This is a genomic window from Paraburkholderia sp. MM5477-R1 (assembly GCF_050436385.1).
Classification (GTDB): Bacteria; Pseudomonadota; Gammaproteobacteria; order Burkholderiales; family Burkholderiaceae; genus Paraburkholderia; species Paraburkholderia tuberum.
In genome coordinates this window covers 21,986-37,129 of the sequence record NZ_JBNDMC010000007.1, presented here as the reverse complement: position 1 = coordinate 37,129, position 15,144 = coordinate 21,986, and the positions used below count along the sequence as shown (strand labels likewise).

The window sequence follows — 15,144 nt, the reverse complement described above, 5'->3', positions numbered from 1 at the left end:
GAAGATCGGGCCCCCCGAGAACCGTACGTGCGAGTTTCCCCGCATACGGCTCAAATCTACAAACAAAGTTCTGTCTACGACAGAACCGGCTTAGTTACTACAAGTTTACCAACGTGTACCTGCTGGTGACAGTGCGGGTGAAGCAAGACCCGGTTGGACAACTTGTCTGACCCGCCATGCATCCGATATTCCAGATGATGGTCGTGCCAGCCTGTTTCGTCCGTCAAGGCACAGCCGCAGTGCGCACACAACCCGCTCTGCGACATGTACAGCTTTGCCCACTGTTTCCGGTAGCGCATCGAATCCCACAGACGCGTCTGCCGCAGTTGCTCGCCATATTGCTCCCACTTCGGATCAAAGGGATTGAATTCTCCTTGGATCTTCTTGTGTCTCCTGATCGCCGTACCGCTGAGTTGGTACAACTCCATCAGGCCCCAACTGCCATCGTCTCGAACCGTCCGGACCGCGAACACCCACTGTCGAGCGTCGATTGAGTGGAAGTACTTCTGTCGCACCCAACTGCTGCTCTTTCGCGGATGTCGCCGCTTGGACCACCACCAGAGCCTCCGGAACACCAGATGCTCCATGCGGGTGTACGCCTTTTTGGCCGTAACCGGATGGTGATATTGCGCCCATCCGCGCAACATTGGGTTTAGCAGTCGGATCATCTCCTCCTGCTTCACCGTCTTGTTGCTGCTAATCGTTTCCGCCACCTTGCTGTAGAACGCTTTCGCGTTCTTTTTGCTCGGTTTGATGAGCATCTTTCCCGAGTACTTCCGGAAATTCCACCCAAGGAAATCAAAGCCGTCGTCAATGTGAGTGATCCGCGTCTTTTCCTCCGATAACTGCAACCCTCGAACCGCAAGGAATGCCTCCACCCAAGGTCGGACCTCTTGCGCCAGTATCTCTTTCGAGTCACCGGTTATCACGAAGTCGTCCGCGTACCGCACCACATTTACCTTCAGCCTTCGGGCTTTCATGATCCCCAGTTTTGCACCGAGATGCACCGCCAGTTCTCGTTCCAGCCCGTTCAGCGTTACGTTAGCCAACGTCGGGGAGATGATGCCTCCCTGCGGCGTACCGGCCTCAGTCGCCCGTAGCCGACCTTGATAAATCAGGCCGGCCTTCAACCATTTCCGAAGGATTCCTCTGTCCATCGGGACATTGGTTTCCAACCAGTCATGACTGATGTGGTCGAAGCACCCCTTGATATCCGCTTCTAGCACCCACTTGGCCGAGGCCTCTTGGGACATACAGACGCGGATTTGGGACATCGCGTCGGCTGTCGAACGATTCAACCTGAACCCGTAAGAGTTCAGGTCGCTCGTCGATTCCGACACTGGCTCCAAGGCCAGCAGATACAGAGCTTGCATCGCCCTGTCCCGCATGGTCGGAATGCCCAGTGGACGTTCCTTCCCATTTGCCTTGGGGATAAAGACTCTCCGTAATGGCAGAGGCTTGTATCCGCGCCGCTTCAACCTGCCGATGGCTTCCCACCGGCTTTCAGGCGAATCCCATAGCTCGCGATCGACTCCAGCCGTTCGCGCACCCTGGTTTTGCGTAACACGTCGTACCGCATACAGCTTTGCAGACAACGTGCGAGTTAGCATCCGTTGCAGGGCTTTCACCCTACGCCAGTCACCGTCCCGCGTCGCCTTCGCAATTCGAATCTGCATCCCTCTCACGTTCCGCTCAACCCGTCGCCAATCTACGGCGTACCAGTTGTCCGGCGCGCGGGAAAGCGCAGATCCGGTCTTTCGACCAGATACTTTCATGCTGCTCTCCTACCTGGAAAAGTCCCCAGACAGAAGGCGCATCTCCCCCAGCGGGGTAGATACACCCCGCTGGGGAACAACAAAACTCAATGCAGGCGCATGCACCTGCATCTGACCAAGTTACAGAGGGTAGTCAGCCGTCTTGCGACGGTAGACCAGACGGAAGTCTGCCCGCTTTCGCGTGGGGTGATGTTCCAACCCCTATCCGAACCATTACAGCCCGGCTTTCGCTTTTTCCGTCCTCCCATACCTGCACAATCAACAGCGTCCCTTGCGGTTCGCCTGCCAGCCTTACTGCGCTGGCAACCATACAGGCTTACCACGTTCCCGGCATGTCACACGACTGACTTAGGTTCTGCCTATTCCCCGGCGGTATCACGAACGACGTAACCCGAGATTCGAGCGGGCTATCCAACCGCATACCTTTTGGTTAGTGCCTATCAGCAGCTTTGGCACACAATGCTAACGAGGTTTATCAGCAGTTCACTTCCGTTAACCCTATCAGCCAGCCTAGCGCCTCACCCCCTTGCTGCTAGGAGTATCCAGACCGCCTCCTCGCGGAACCAATCTGCCCGAAACGTCCGGGGGCTACATTGTCAGAAGAGCTTCACACCCCACCGTTGCCAGTGACGCATGTCTTCCTAGGCTACTGCTGGTCGTACAGCAGGTTCACTACCCTCGTCTTCCAACAAACGAGGTCGAACAATGACACACCGAGCTTTCGCTCGTATCGTTTAGCGAAACCCTTGCCTGAAGGCTCGGGAATTGCAAACATCACCCCGCCCTGTCGGCGGAGGTGAAGCCGCTGACTGGGCGGGACCTGATGGTAATCAAGCCCATGCAACAAGGTTCCCGGCTGATTGCTCCGGTTTCCAATTTCACTACAAGGATGCTTCCCATAGGGTTGCATCCGCTTCCTAAAGTGCGGCCCACAAGGGGGCCGCCTGCGGAGGGCATGGTGAGTTACCTCAATAACCCTCTAGTCGATGCTCCGTAACGTGGAGCAGCCGGACACGAGCGTGCGTGTCGCACCGAATCGGGCATTTTAGCACGCGCCTCCGGCCGCGCTCGTGTCGCAGGCGTGACGGCGCCGGCCTCCGCCGGCCCCGCCCGGCAACCTCCGGCGCGGCGCGGACCGACTCCGCAAGCTGCCCGCGCGGTACAATCGCGGCGTGAGCGCGCATGGGGCGAGCTCACGTCGTCAATCCCAAACATGAGCCGTTTTTCGTCCTTTTCAAGGCCGCCGAAGCAGTTCGATCGGCGCCGTCCGCAACCGCTTGCCGAGGTACTCGGCCGCACGGACGCGTTCGCTGCGCTGCGCGCAGGCGTCGAGCAGATCGCCGCGCTCGAGAAAGGATCTGCGCGAGCTGCTGCCCGATTATCTGGCGACGAGCGTCGAGCCTGGCTTCATCAAGGAGGGCGTGCTGGCCCTGTTCGCCGCGCACAACGCGCTCGCGGCGCGTCTGCGGCATCTGGAGCCGCGGCTGCTGGCGGATTTGCAGCAGCGCGGCTGGCCCGTGCAGGCGCTGAAGATTCGCGTGCGGCCGCAGCCGCTGAAAGAACCGCCGCCCGTAAAACAGGCGCGCATGACGCCGGCGGCCGCCGCCGCGCTGCAGGCGTTGAGCGAATCGCTCGAGCCTTCGCCGTTGAAGGAGGCGCTGGCGCGCATGGCCGCGCGGCATCGGCGCAATCGCTGAACGCTCGACGAAAAAAAGGGCCCCGAGGGGCCGTTTTTCATTTGCTTGCCTGTTACGTTGGCTTTATGCGAACGCAGTCTGCGTCTCGTACGCGAAGCCGCGCGGGGCCTTCTGCGTGTCGTCGAAAGTGACGATTTCGTACGAGTCTTCGTGCGCGAGCAGCTCACGCAGCAACGCGTTGTTCAGACCGTGGCCCGACTTGTACGCGGTGTACGACGCGAGCAGCGGGTGGCCGACCACGTACAGGTCGCCGATGGCGTCGAGCATTTTGTGCTTGACGAACTCGTCGTCGTAACGCAAGCCGTCGTTGTTCAGGATGCGATACTCGTCGAGCACGATCGCGTTGTCCATGCTGCCGCCGCGCGCGAGGCCGAGCTCACGCATCATTTCCACTTCATGCGCGAAGCCGAACGTGCGGGCACGCGCGATTTCGCGCACGTACGACGTGTTGGCGAAATCCACTTCCAACGCCTGACCGGTTTTGTCCACGGCCGGGTGACGGAAGTCGATCGTGAATTTGAGCTTGAAACCGAAGTACGGATCGAGGCGCGCGAACTTGTCGCCGTCACGGATTTCGACCGGCTTCGTGACCTTGATGAATTTCTTCGGCGCGTTTTGCTCTTCGATACCCGCCGACTGGATCAGGAACACGAACGAACCCGCGCTGCCGTCCATGATCGGGATTTCCTCGGCGGTAACGTCGACGTAAAGATTGTCGATGCCAAGACCGGCGCAGGCGGACATCAGATGCTCGATGGTCGACACGCGCGCGCCGTCTTTCTGCAACACGGAAGCCAGACGCGTATCGCCAATCGCCAGCGCGGACGCAGGAATGTCCACCGGCGTGGGCAAATCCACGCGCGAAAACACGATGCCAGTGCCCGGCGCCGCCGGGCGGAGCGTCAGATTGACTTTACGGCCGGAGTGCAGCCCGATGCCGACAGTCTTGACGATCGATTTAATTGTGCGCTGCTTCAACATGGTGGCATTCTGTTCGATTGAAAATCCTAATCAGGATTTTTTATTTCATAGCGCGAATTATACTCCAATCCCCAGACCAGCGTCTTTGCGGGGAACGTGACAATCTGTTTCGCTGCATTACCCACTGGGCTCCCCGACGGAAAGCGTGACGGGCCGATGCCCCGGAACGGAGGCGTTTCCGGTCATCGGCCCGCGTAACGGCCTGTCACAAAAGCGTCGTAATCACCGTTGCCGTAACGCCACGCGGCATAAGCGCAGGGTCGCGACGAAGGTGCGACGTCAGCAACTAGCTCAACGTGGCGAGAATACTCGCTGCATCGCTGACTTCGAATTTGCCGGCAGCCTCGACCTTCAGCGTCTTGACCACGCCGTCGTCGATCACCATCGCGTAGCGCAGGGAACGGATCCCCATGCCGCGCGCCGACAGATCCTGCTCCAGACCAAGCGCCCGTGTGAAAGCCGCACTACCGTCCGCCATCATGCGCACCTTGCCCGAGGTGTGCTGATCGCGTCCCCACGCGCCCATGACGAACGCGTCGTTGACGGACACGCACCAGATTTCGTCGATGCCGGCAGCGCGCAACTGCTCGGCATGCTCGACATAGCCCGGTACATGTTTGGCCGAACAGGTCGGCGTGAACGCGCCGGGCAATCCGAAGATCACCACGCGCTTGCCCGCCGTCTGCTCGTGCACGTCGAAACTGTTCGGTCCGATCGTGCAGCCCGCCCGCTCGTCTTCGACGTACTCGAAGAGCGTCGCGTCGGGCAGCTTTTCACCTTCCTTGATCATGCTCAGTCCTTTGCATCGATGCGAGGCACGCTCGCACGTCCTCGTGTCGCAGTGAATTTCGGTTCGGCCCATTCAACTATAAGCCAACGCCGTTCGGCGGCAGCCACTTCGTCCGCTTCGCGAATCCGCAGAGGGCAGTTGCCCCTGCCGCGAATCAGACGATAAGCGACCTGCTTGCCGTTCACCCGCCACGCTCGTGCGTTCGTCCGCCAGCGCTGCATCTGCGACCTTACTCGCAACGCGGCAACGAAGCCTGCCCGTGCGCTCAGTCCGCCTGCTTGCGCAGGAATGCCGGAATGTCGTACGTATCGACGCCCTTTTCCTGCAGCGCCTGCACGTGCGAGGCCGCCGTGTCGCGCGAGGTGCGCCACACTGCCGGTGTATCGAGCGCGCCGTAGTCGGCCGTGCTGGCGTGGCCTGCCGCCGGTGCGTACGCCGCATGCGCCATCGCGCCGATCGGCTGGTTGTCGGTGCCGGTGCGCAGCAGCGTCATCGGTGCAGATTGCTGCTTCTTCGCCGCGCGGCCGAGGCCCGTCGCAACGACCGTCACGCGCAGCGCGTCGCCCATCGCGTCGTCGTACACGGCGCCGAAGATCACCGTGGCATCTTCCGCGGCATAGCTCTTGATCGTGTTCATCACTTCGCGCGTTTCCGACAGACGCAGCGAACGGCTCGACGTGATGTTGACCAGCACGCCACGCGCGCCCGACAGATCGACGCCTTCCAGCAGCGGGCTCGCGACGGCCTGTTCGGCCGCGAGACGCGCGCGATCGACGCCGGCAACCGTCGCCGTGCCCATCATCGCCTTGCCCTGCTCGCCCATCACGGTCTTCACGTCTTCGAAGTCGACGTTGACGAGACCGTCGACGTTGATGATTTCCGCAATGCCCGCGACCGCGTTGTTCAGAACGTCGTCAGCGCACTGGAAGCACTTGTCCATCTCGGCGTCGTCGCCCATCACCTCGAACAGCTTGTCGTTCAGCACGACGATCAGCGAGTCGACGTGATCCTCCAGTTGCTGCGAACCGGCTTCCGCCACGCGCATACGCTTGCCGCCTTCGAATTCGAACGGCTTGCTGACGACGCCAACGGTCAAAATACCCATTTCCTTCGCGATCTGCGCGACGACCGGTGCCGCGCCCGTGCCGGTACCGCCACCCATGCCGGCGGTGATGAACACCATGTGCGCGCCGCGCAGTGCGTCGGCGATACGCTCGCGTGCTTCTTCAGCGGCGGCGTGGCCCATTTCCGGCTTGGCGCCCGCGCCCAGACCCGTGTTGCCGAGCTGGATCACCGCGGTGGCGCGCGAACGCGACAGCGCCTGCGCGTCCGTGTTCATCACGATGAAGTCGACGCCTTGCACGCCTTTGTTGATCATGTGCTGAACGGCATTGCCGCCAGCGCCACCGACTCCGACGACCTTGATGATCGTGCCGCTCGTTTCGGTTTCCAGCATCTGGAATTCCATGTTGCCTCCGTCAAGATAAAAAGTTACCGCCACTCGGCGTTATCCGGCAGGAGATCGGGCAACCCCCTGTCGCGCGCCGGCCGCCGGCACCAGCGCGAATTTCTCGAAACCCGTAGTCAGAAGTTGCCGAGGAACCAGTCCTTCATGCGCGAGAACACCTGTCCCATCGACCCCGACTGCACCGCAACCTTGCGCCCGCGCATACGCTGCGAGCGTCCTTCGACGAGCAGACCCATCGCCGTCGAATAGCGCGGATTGCGCACGACGTCGGCGAGACCGCCCGCATACTCCGGCACGCCGATGCGCACCGGCTTCAGGAAAATGTCCTCACCGAGCTCGACCATGCCGATCATCATCGACGCGCCGCCCGTCAGCACGACGCCCGAGCTCAGCAGTTCTTCATAACCCGACTCGCGCACCACCTGCTGCACGAGCGAAAACAGCTCTTCGACGCGCGGCTCGATCACGGCCGCCAATGCCTGGCGCGACAGCGTGCGCGGCCCGCGCTCGCCGAGACCCGGCACTTCGATCATCTCGTCCGGATCGGCGAGCGCCTGCTTGGCGATGCCGTAGTCGACCTTGATGTCCTCGGCATCCGGCGTCGGCGTTCGCAGCGCCATCGCGATGTCGCTCGTGATCTGGTCGCCGGCGATCGGAATCACGGCCGTGTGGCGAATCGCGCCTTCGCTGAAGATCGCGATGTCCGTCGTGCCGCCGCCGATGTCGACCAGCACCACGCCCAGTTCCTTTTCGTCTTCCGTCAGCACCGCGAGCGACGACGCGAGCGGCTGCAGAATCAGGTCGTTCACTTCGAGGCCGCAGCGACGCACGCACTTGACGATGTTCTGCGCCGCGCTCACGGCACCGGTCACGATATGCACCTTCACTTCGAGGCGGATGCCGCTCATGCCGATCGGCTCGCGCACGTCTTCCTGACCGTCGATGATGAATTCCTGCGTGAGGATATGCAGCACCTGCTGGTCGGTCGGAATGTTGATCGCCTTGGCGGTTTCGATCACGCGCGCGACGTCGGCCTGCGTGACTTCCTTCTCCTTGATCGCGACCATGCCGCTCGAATTGAAGCTGCGGATATGGCTGCCGGCGATCCCGGTGAACACGTTCGTGATCTTGCAGTCGGCCATCAGCTCGGCTTCCTCGAGCGCGCGCTGAATCGACTGCACGGTGGCTTCGATATTCACCACCACGCCCTTCTTGAGCCCCTTCGATTCGCTCTGGCCGAGACCGATCACCTCGTAGTGACCCTCGCCCTTCAACTCGGCGACGATGGCCACTACCTTCGACGTTCCGATGTCGAGGGCGACCAGCAGATCTTTATAGTCTTTACTCATAGCGTGCTCAGTGCGTGTGATGTCCGTTTACTTCTTGCCCTTGTCGGGTTCGCTGATGAAGCGCATGCCAGTGGCACGAATCGCGAAACCGTTCGGATAGCGCAAGTCCGCATTCTCGATATCCTTTCCCCAACGTTGCGTCACCGCGCTCCATGCCGCGGTCAGGCGCTTGCTGCGATCGGCCAGCGTGTCCTGATTGCGTTCGCGGCCCAACTCCACCTGCGTGCCGTTCGACAGCTTCACCGTCCACGCGTAGCGCGGCGACAGCGTCACTTCCTCGGGCGTCTCGTGGATCGCCGCGAACCACTTCTGGAAGTCGTGATAACGCGCGACGACTTCCTTCGCCGTACCGTCCGGGCCGTCGAACGCCGGCAGGTCTCCGTCGAGCTCGCCCTGGTTCGCGGTGAACAGCTCGCCGTCGACGCTCACCAGCTGATCGCTGCCCCACGTCCCAAGCGGCTTGTACTCCTCGAGCGTGACAGCCAGTGCATTCGGCCACACGCGCCGTACGCTCGCGTGACGCACCCACGGCATCTGCTCGAACGCCTGCCGTGCGGCGTCGAGATCGACCGTGAAGTAGTTGCCCTTCAGTCGCCCCACCACGCCGGCGCGTACCGTCGGCGAATTGATGTGCTCGGTATCGCCGTCGATCTGGATCTCGCGCAGCGCGAAATTCGGGCGCTGGATCAGCCAGTAACCGCCCGCCGCCAGCAGCACGAGCACCAGCAACGCGTGCAACGCGTTGCTGGCGAGATTGAGCTGGCGAACGTTGTTCCACATGGTGTCGCTTGCGGTTGCCTTGGTTAATCCTGCAGCGTCAGCGCCAACACGCCGACCACCAGTTCCTGATAGCTGATGCCGACCGCGCGCGCCGCTTTCGGCGGCAGCGAGTGATCGGTCATGCCGGGCGCCGTATTCACTTCGAGGAAGTACGGCTTGCCTTCGCCGTCGAGCATGAAGTCCGCGCGGCCCCAGTCGGTGCAGCCGAGCACATCGAACGCGCGGCGCGCGAGCACCTTCAGGCGCGCTTCCTCTTCGGCGCCGAGACCGCACGGAATCAGATACTGCGTGTCGTTGGCGACGTACTTCGCGTGGTAGTCGTAGAACTCGCCGGCCGGCACGATGCGGATCACCGGCAGGTCCAGATTGCCGGCGATGCACGCGGTGTATTCGCCGCCGCCTTCGATGCTCTTCTCGACCACGACGATACGGTCGTGCTTCACGGCTTCGATCAACGCGGCCGGCAGCGCGTCCGCGCGCTTCACCTTGATCACGGCGACACTCGAACCTTCGCTCGCCGGCTTCACGAACAGCGGCAGACCGAGCTTCGCGACGATCTCCTTGGCGCGCGCTTCGTAGTCGTCACCGCGCAGCACCGCTTCGAACGGCGGAGTCGGAATGCCGAGCTGCTGCCACACGAGCTTAGTGCGGAACTTGTCGAGACCGAGCGCCGAGCCGAGCACGCCGCTACCGGTGTAACGGATGCCATAGAAATCCAGCGCGCCCTGGATCTGGCCGTTCTCGCCGTAGCCGCCATGCAGCGCGTTGAACGCGCGCACGAAGCCTTCATCCTTCAATGCGGACAGCGGACGCTCGGCCGGATCGAACGGATGCGCGTCGACGCCCGCGTCACGCAGGCCTTGCAACACCAGGCGCCCGGAATTGAGCGACACCTCGCGCTCGGCGGAATTACCGCCGAGCAGCACTGCCACCTTGCCGAATTGTTTAGGGTCGATACTGCTCATCTCACACCTTCTGTTCCTGAGCGAGTCGAACCGGCACACCGCCGATCGAACCCGCGCCCATCGTAATCACCACATCGCCGTCGCGCACCACCGCGGACAGCGCGTCCGGCACTTCATCCACCGTATCGACAAACACCGGCTCGACCTTGCCCGCGACGCGCAGCGCGCGCGCCAATGCGCGGCCGTCGGCGGCGACGATCGGCGCTTCGCCGGCCGCATAGACTTCGGTCAGCACGAGCGCGTCGACGGTCGACAGCACTTTCACGAAATCCTCGAAGCAATCACGCGTGCGCGTGAAGCGGTGCGGCTGGAACGCCAGCACCAGACGCCGGCCCGGAAATGCGCCGCGCGCCGCCGCCAACGTGGCGGCCATTTCGACCGGGTGGTGACCGTAGTCGTCCACCAGCGTGTAGGAGCCCGCGGCCTGGCCGTCGCTGAGAACCGGCACTTCGCCATAGCGTTGGAAGCGTCGGCCGACGCCGTTGAAATCCGCGAGCGCTCGCTGGATATCGGCATCTTTCACTTCAAGTTCAGTCGCAATTGCAATTGCGGCCAACGCGTTCTGCACGTTGTGCTCGCCCGGCAGGTTCAACGTGACGTCGAGCGGCGCCGCGTCTTCGCGCATCACGGTGAAATGCATGCGGCCTTCGCGAGCTTCGACGTTGACCGCGCGCACCTGCGCATCGGCCGCGAAACCGTAGCGGATGATCGGCTTCGACACGAACGGCAGGATCTCCTTCACGTTCGGATCGTCGACGCACAGCACCGCGATGCCGTAGAACGGCAAACGGTGCGTGAATTCGATGAAGGCCTGCTTCAGACGCGCGAAGTCGTGACCATAGGTGTCCATATGATCGGCGTCGATGTTCGTGATGACCTCGATCACCGGGAACAGGTTCAGGAACGACGCGTCCGATTCGTCCGCCTCGGCGACGATGAAGTCGCCGGTGCCGAGGCGCGCATTCGCGCCCGCGCTGATCAGCCGGCCGCCGATCACGAAGGTCGGATCGAGCCCGCCCGCGGCGAGCACGCTCGCGACCAGCGACGTGGTCGTGGTCTTGCCGTGCGTGCCGGCAATCGCGATGCCCTGCTTCAGACGCATCAACTCCGCGAGCATCACCGCGCGCGGCACGATCGGAATGCGGCGATGACGCGCGGCCAGCACTTCCGGATTGTCGCTGCGCACCGCGGTCGACACCACCACCGCGTTCGCGCCTTCGATGTTCTCCGCCGCGTGCCCGATCGAAATGCGCGCGCCGAGCCCGGCGAGGCGCTCGGTGACCGCGTTGCCCGACAGGTCCGAGCCGCTCACCTGATAGCCGAGATTGACGAGCACTTCGGCGATGCCGCTCATGCCCACGCCGCCGATGCCGACGAAATGAATGTGTTTGACGATGTGTTTCATTGCTTTCCTTCTGGGCTCACGCCCGCCATCGAACCCGCAGCCGCCACCGTCGCGCAGATCTGCGCGACCTGTTCGGTGGCATCCGGTTTCGCGAGCGAGCGCGAACGCTCCGCCATTTCCGCGAGACTCTCCCGCGTCTGGCTGCGCAACCAGTCGGCGAGCTTTTCCGCCGACAGATCGCGTTGTTGCACGACCAGCGCCGCGCCGTTGTCGGCGAGGAACGCTGCATTAGTGGTCTGGTGATCGTCGACCGCGTACGGGAACGGCACGAACAGCGCCGCGACGCCGACCGCCGAGATCTCCGACACGGTCATCGCGCCCGAGCGGCAGATCACCAGATCGGCTGCTTCGTAAGCGCTCGTCATGTCGTCGATGAACGGCACGAGCGAGACGTCCGCACCAGCCTGCAAACCAGCCGCCGCGTAGTTCTCGCGCAGCGCGTCGATATGCTTCGCACCCGCCTGATGCACGATGCGCGGCCTCTCGTTGGAGCCAAGCAGCGCGAGCGCGCGCGGCACGACTTCGTTCAACGCGGCGGCGCCGAGACTGCCGCCCACGACGAGCATGTTCAGCGGACCATTACGCTGCGCGTAGCGTGCTTTGGGTGGATTCGCCCGCGCAAGTTCCTCGCGAATCGGATTACCGGTCCATTCGCTGTGCGGCAGCGCATTCGGAAATGCGACCAGCACGCGCTTCGCGAGCTTCGCGAGCACCTTGTTGGCGAGACCCGCGATCGAATTCTGTTCGTGCAGCACGAGCGGCCGGCCGCTCAGCGCGGTCATCAGACCGGCCGGGAACGTGATGTAGCCGCCCATGCCGAGCACGACGTCGGGCTTCACGCGACGCAGCACGCTCAAACTCTGCGTGCACGCGCGCAGCAGATTCACCGGCAGCATCAGCTTGGTCTTCAGACCCTTGCCGCGCACGCCGCCGAAGCGCAGGTATTCCATTGGAATGCCGTGCTTCGGTACCAGCGTCGCTTCCATGCCCGCGGGGTTGCCGAGCCACACGACTTTCCAGCCCCACGCCTGCATCAGATGGGCAACCGCGAGCCCCGGGAACACGTGTCCCCCGGTGCCGCCGGCCATCACCATCAGCGTGCGTTGTGGCAGAGCCGTCATACCTTGCCCCCGCGCATCAACACCCGGTTCTCATAGTCGACCCGCATCAGCACCGCGATCGCCACGCAGTTCAACAAAATGCCCGAGCCGCCGTAACTGACGAGCGGCAACGTCAGGCCCTTGGTCGGCAGTAGGCCGAGGTTCACGCCCATGTTGATGAAGGTCTGCGCGCCGAACCATATGCCGACGCCCTTCGCGACCAGACCCGCGAACGTGCGATCGAGCGCGAGCGCCTGGCGGCCGATCTCGAACGAACGGCGCACGATCCAGTAGAACATCAGGATCACGACGAGCACGCCGACGAAACCCAGCTCCTCGCCGATCACCGCGAGAATGAAGTCGGTATGCGCTTCCGGCAGATAGTTGAGCTTCTCGACGCTGCCGCCGAGACCGACGCCGAACCACTCGCCGCGCCCGAACGCGATCAGCGAGTGCGTCAGCTGATACGCCTTGCCCTGCGCGTAGCGATCGTCCCACGGGTCGAGGTAGGCGAAGATCCGCTCACGACGCCACGGCGACGCCCACACCAGCAACGTGAACGTGCCCACCGCGGTCGCGACGAGGCCGCCGAACAGCTTGCCGTTCACACCGCCGAGGAACAGCACGCCCATCGCGATCGCCGCGATCACCATGAACGCGCCCATGTCCGGCTCGAGCAGCAGCAGCATGCCGACGAGACCGACCGCGACGGCCATCGGCAGAAAGCCCTTGGCGAAGCTGTGCATGTATTCCTGCTTGCGCACCGTGTAGTTCGCCGCGTAGATCGTCACCGCGAGCTTCATGATTTCCGACGGCTGCATGTTCGTGATGCCGAGCGGAATCCAGCGGCGCGCGCCGTTCACGCCCTTGCCGACGTGCGGGATCAGCACGATCACGAGCGCGACGAGCGAGATCAGGAAGAGCTTCGGTGCGTACTTGTCCCACGTCGAAATCGGAATGCGGAACGACGCGACGCCGACCGCCGCGCCGATCAGCACGAAGATGATCTGGCGCACGAGGAACGCCCAATCGCGATACGACGCGTACTTCGGCGAATCGGGCATCGCGATCGACGCCGAGTACACCATCACGACGCCGAGCCCGAGCAGCGCGACGACGACCCACAGCAGCGAGTGGTCGTAGTCGAGCATGCGCGAGCGCAGCGGCCGCACGCCGTTGACCGCGCTCGCGAGACCGCTGCCGCCCGTGCGGGTGGACGTGCGCGCCGCGGCGCCGTTGCCGCCGGAGGGTTCGCGCGAGCCGAAACGTTCCGACCAGCTCATATCATCGTCCCCCGTTCGGCCGCGATATCTTCGACCGTGCTGCGGAATACCGCCGCGCGGTGTGCGTAACCCTTGAACATGTCGAAGCTCGCGCACGCGGGCGACAGCAGCACCGCGTCGCCGGGCTGCGCGAGCGCGGTGGCCGCGCGCGTCGCGTCTTCAAGAGTCGCGTGATCGGTCATCGCGACGCCGCAATGTTCGAGCGCCGCGCGAATCTGTGGCGCGTCGCGGCCGATCAGCATCACCGCGCGGCACCAGCGCATCACCGGTGCGGCGAGCGGCTCGAACTCCTGACCCTTGCCGTCGCCGCCGGCGATCAGCACGACGCGCTGCGCGAGACCGTCGAGCGCGGCGACCGTCGCGCCGACGTTGGTGCCCTTGCTGTCGTCCACATAGTCGATGCCGTCGATCGACGCGATCAGTTCCACGCGATGCGGTTCGCCGCGATATTCGCGCAGGCCGTGCAAAAGCGGCGCGCCGGGCAGGCCGATCGCGCGTGCGAGCGCGTATGCGGCCAACGCGTTGGCGGCGTTGTGCAGGCCGCGGATGCGCAGTGCGTCGGCGGGCATCAGACGCTTCAACGCGATGTCGGGCGTTGCGGCTGCTTCGTTCTTGCGACGGCGCTTCGGCGTCGGCGCCCCGAAGGAAGTCCCCTTGGGGGACTCGTCGCTCGCGTCGCGATCTTGCGCTTCGACGAGCCACACCATGCCGTTGTCGCGCAGGAGGCCATAGTCACCGTCGTTCTTCGGCTCGGTCACGCCGAACGTGACGACCTCCGCGTCGCCGCTGGCGGGCGCGAGCGCCATTACGCGTGCGTCGTCGCGGTTCAGCACGCGCACCGTCCGTGTACCGAAGATGCGGCCCTTCGCGGCTGCGTACGCATCGAGTCCGCCGTGCCAGTCCAGATGATCCTGCGTGATGTTGAGCACGGCGGCCGCGTCCGGCGTAAACGTATGCGAGGTCTCCAGCTGGAAGCTCGACAGTTCGAGCACCCACACGTCGGGCAGCGCGGTCTGGTCGATCGCTTCGGAGAGCTTGTCGAGCAGCGACGGGCTGATGTTGCCCGCCACCGCGACCTTCTTGCCCGCGCGTTCGCACAGCAAGCCGGCGAGGCTCGTCGTCGTGGTCTTGCCGTTCGTGCCGGTGATCGCGATCACCTTCGGCGCGTAGCCGGACTCGCCGAGCGTGCGCAGCGCCTGCGAGAACAGTTCGAGTTCGCCCCACACCGGGATGCCCTGCTCGCGCGCCGCCGTGACCAGCGGCAGCAGATCGGCGGCCAGCGGCGACAGTCCCGGGCTGATCGCGACCAGTTCGACGCCTTCGAGCAGCACCGGCGAAAACGGACCGCCGACGAAATCGGCGTCGACGCCATGCGCTTCGAGCGCGGACAGATTCGGCGGCACTTCGCGCGTATCGGCCACGCGCAGCCGACAGCCGTGCCTGGCGCACCAGCGCGCCATCGCGAGACCGGATTCACCCAGTCCCAGCACGAGCACCATCGGCTTTTGCCGATCCCGAAACTTCTCGCCGAACATCGCCTGCTTCCTTAAA

11 protein-coding genes and 1 pseudogene are annotated in these 15,144 nt (G+C 63.6%); 1 reads left to right on the top strand and 11 read right to left on the bottom strand.

The genetic code is table 11. From position 1 onward, the window contains the following. Positions 1 to 74 precede the first annotated feature (74 nt). Positions 75 to 1,775 (bottom strand): group II intron reverse transcriptase/maturase, encoded by a 1,701-nt coding sequence (gene ltrA, locus OKW35_RS28950; protein ID WP_429553887.1) that lies wholly within the window; start codon positions 1,773 to 1,775, stop codon positions 75 to 77. A gap of 1,213 nt (positions 1,776 to 2,988) precedes the next feature. Between ltrA and OKW35_RS28945 the strand changes: the two are divergent. Then, a pseudogene (locus OKW35_RS28945) lies at positions 2,989 to 3,472 on the top strand (DciA family protein). Positions 3,473 to 3,535: 63 nt separating this feature from the next. On the opposite strand, the gene lpxC reads toward OKW35_RS28945, so the two are convergent. From lpxC to murD, 10 genes are all read right to left on the bottom strand, one after another. Then, entirely contained in the window at positions 3,536 to 4,453 is a 918-nt protein-coding gene (gene lpxC / locus OKW35_RS28940; protein ID WP_090801955.1) for a UDP-3-O-acyl-N-acetylglucosamine deacetylase, read from the bottom strand. Between the two features lie 286 nt (positions 4,454 to 4,739). After that, on the bottom strand, positions 4,740 to 5,243 hold the full coding sequence (locus OKW35_RS28935; RefSeq protein WP_429553886.1) for a peroxiredoxin: 504 nt from the start codon (positions 5,241 to 5,243) through the stop codon (positions 4,740 to 4,742). A gap of 265 nt (positions 5,244 to 5,508) precedes the next feature. Further along, the gene (gene ftsZ / locus OKW35_RS28930) at positions 5,509 to 6,711 is read right to left on the bottom strand and encodes a cell division protein FtsZ (protein ID WP_184058571.1); all 1,203 of its coding nucleotides are present in this window, start codon (positions 6,709 to 6,711) and stop codon (positions 5,509 to 5,511) included. A gap of 116 nt (positions 6,712 to 6,827) precedes the next feature. Then, entirely contained in the window at positions 6,828 to 8,060 is a 1,233-nt protein-coding gene (ftsA, locus tag OKW35_RS28925; protein ID WP_008921172.1) for a cell division protein FtsA, read from the bottom strand. Positions 8,061 to 8,087: 27 nt separating this feature from the next. Next, positions 8,088 to 8,840, bottom strand: a complete 753-nt coding sequence (locus OKW35_RS28920) for a cell division protein FtsQ/DivIB (RefSeq protein ID WP_184051056.1) — start codon at positions 8,838 to 8,840, stop codon at positions 8,088 to 8,090. 23 nt (positions 8,841 to 8,863) lie between these two features. After that, positions 8,864 to 9,805 (bottom strand): D-alanine--D-alanine ligase, encoded by a 942-nt coding sequence (locus tag OKW35_RS28915; protein ID WP_429335350.1) that lies wholly within the window; start codon positions 9,803 to 9,805, stop codon positions 8,864 to 8,866. Position 9,806: 1 nt separating this feature from the next. Then, positions 9,807 to 11,210: a UDP-N-acetylmuramate--L-alanine ligase gene (gene murC, locus OKW35_RS28910; protein ID WP_187631316.1), complete on the bottom strand. Its 1,404-nt coding sequence runs from the start codon at positions 11,208 to 11,210 to the stop codon at positions 9,807 to 9,809. Then, positions 11,207 to 12,331: an undecaprenyldiphospho-muramoylpentapeptide beta-N-acetylglucosaminyltransferase gene (murG, locus tag OKW35_RS28905; RefSeq protein WP_184022864.1), complete on the bottom strand. Its 1,125-nt coding sequence runs from the start codon at positions 12,329 to 12,331 to the stop codon at positions 11,207 to 11,209. Before murG ends, murC begins: the two co-directional genes overlap by 4 nt. Next, positions 12,328 to 13,593 carry a putative lipid II flippase FtsW gene (gene ftsW / locus OKW35_RS28900; protein ID WP_184058576.1) on the bottom strand — a complete coding sequence of 422 codons (1,266 nt, stop codon included), beginning with the start codon at positions 13,591 to 13,593 and terminating at the stop codon, positions 12,328 to 12,330. The genes murG and ftsW overlap by 4 nt, the downstream gene beginning before the upstream one ends. After that, positions 13,590 to 15,128 carry a UDP-N-acetylmuramoyl-L-alanine--D-glutamate ligase gene (gene murD, locus OKW35_RS28895; RefSeq protein ID WP_429553885.1) on the bottom strand — a complete coding sequence of 513 codons (1,539 nt, stop codon included), beginning with the start codon at positions 15,126 to 15,128 and terminating at the stop codon, positions 13,590 to 13,592. Before murD ends, ftsW begins: the two co-directional genes overlap by 4 nt. Positions 15,129 to 15,144 lie beyond the last annotated feature (16 nt).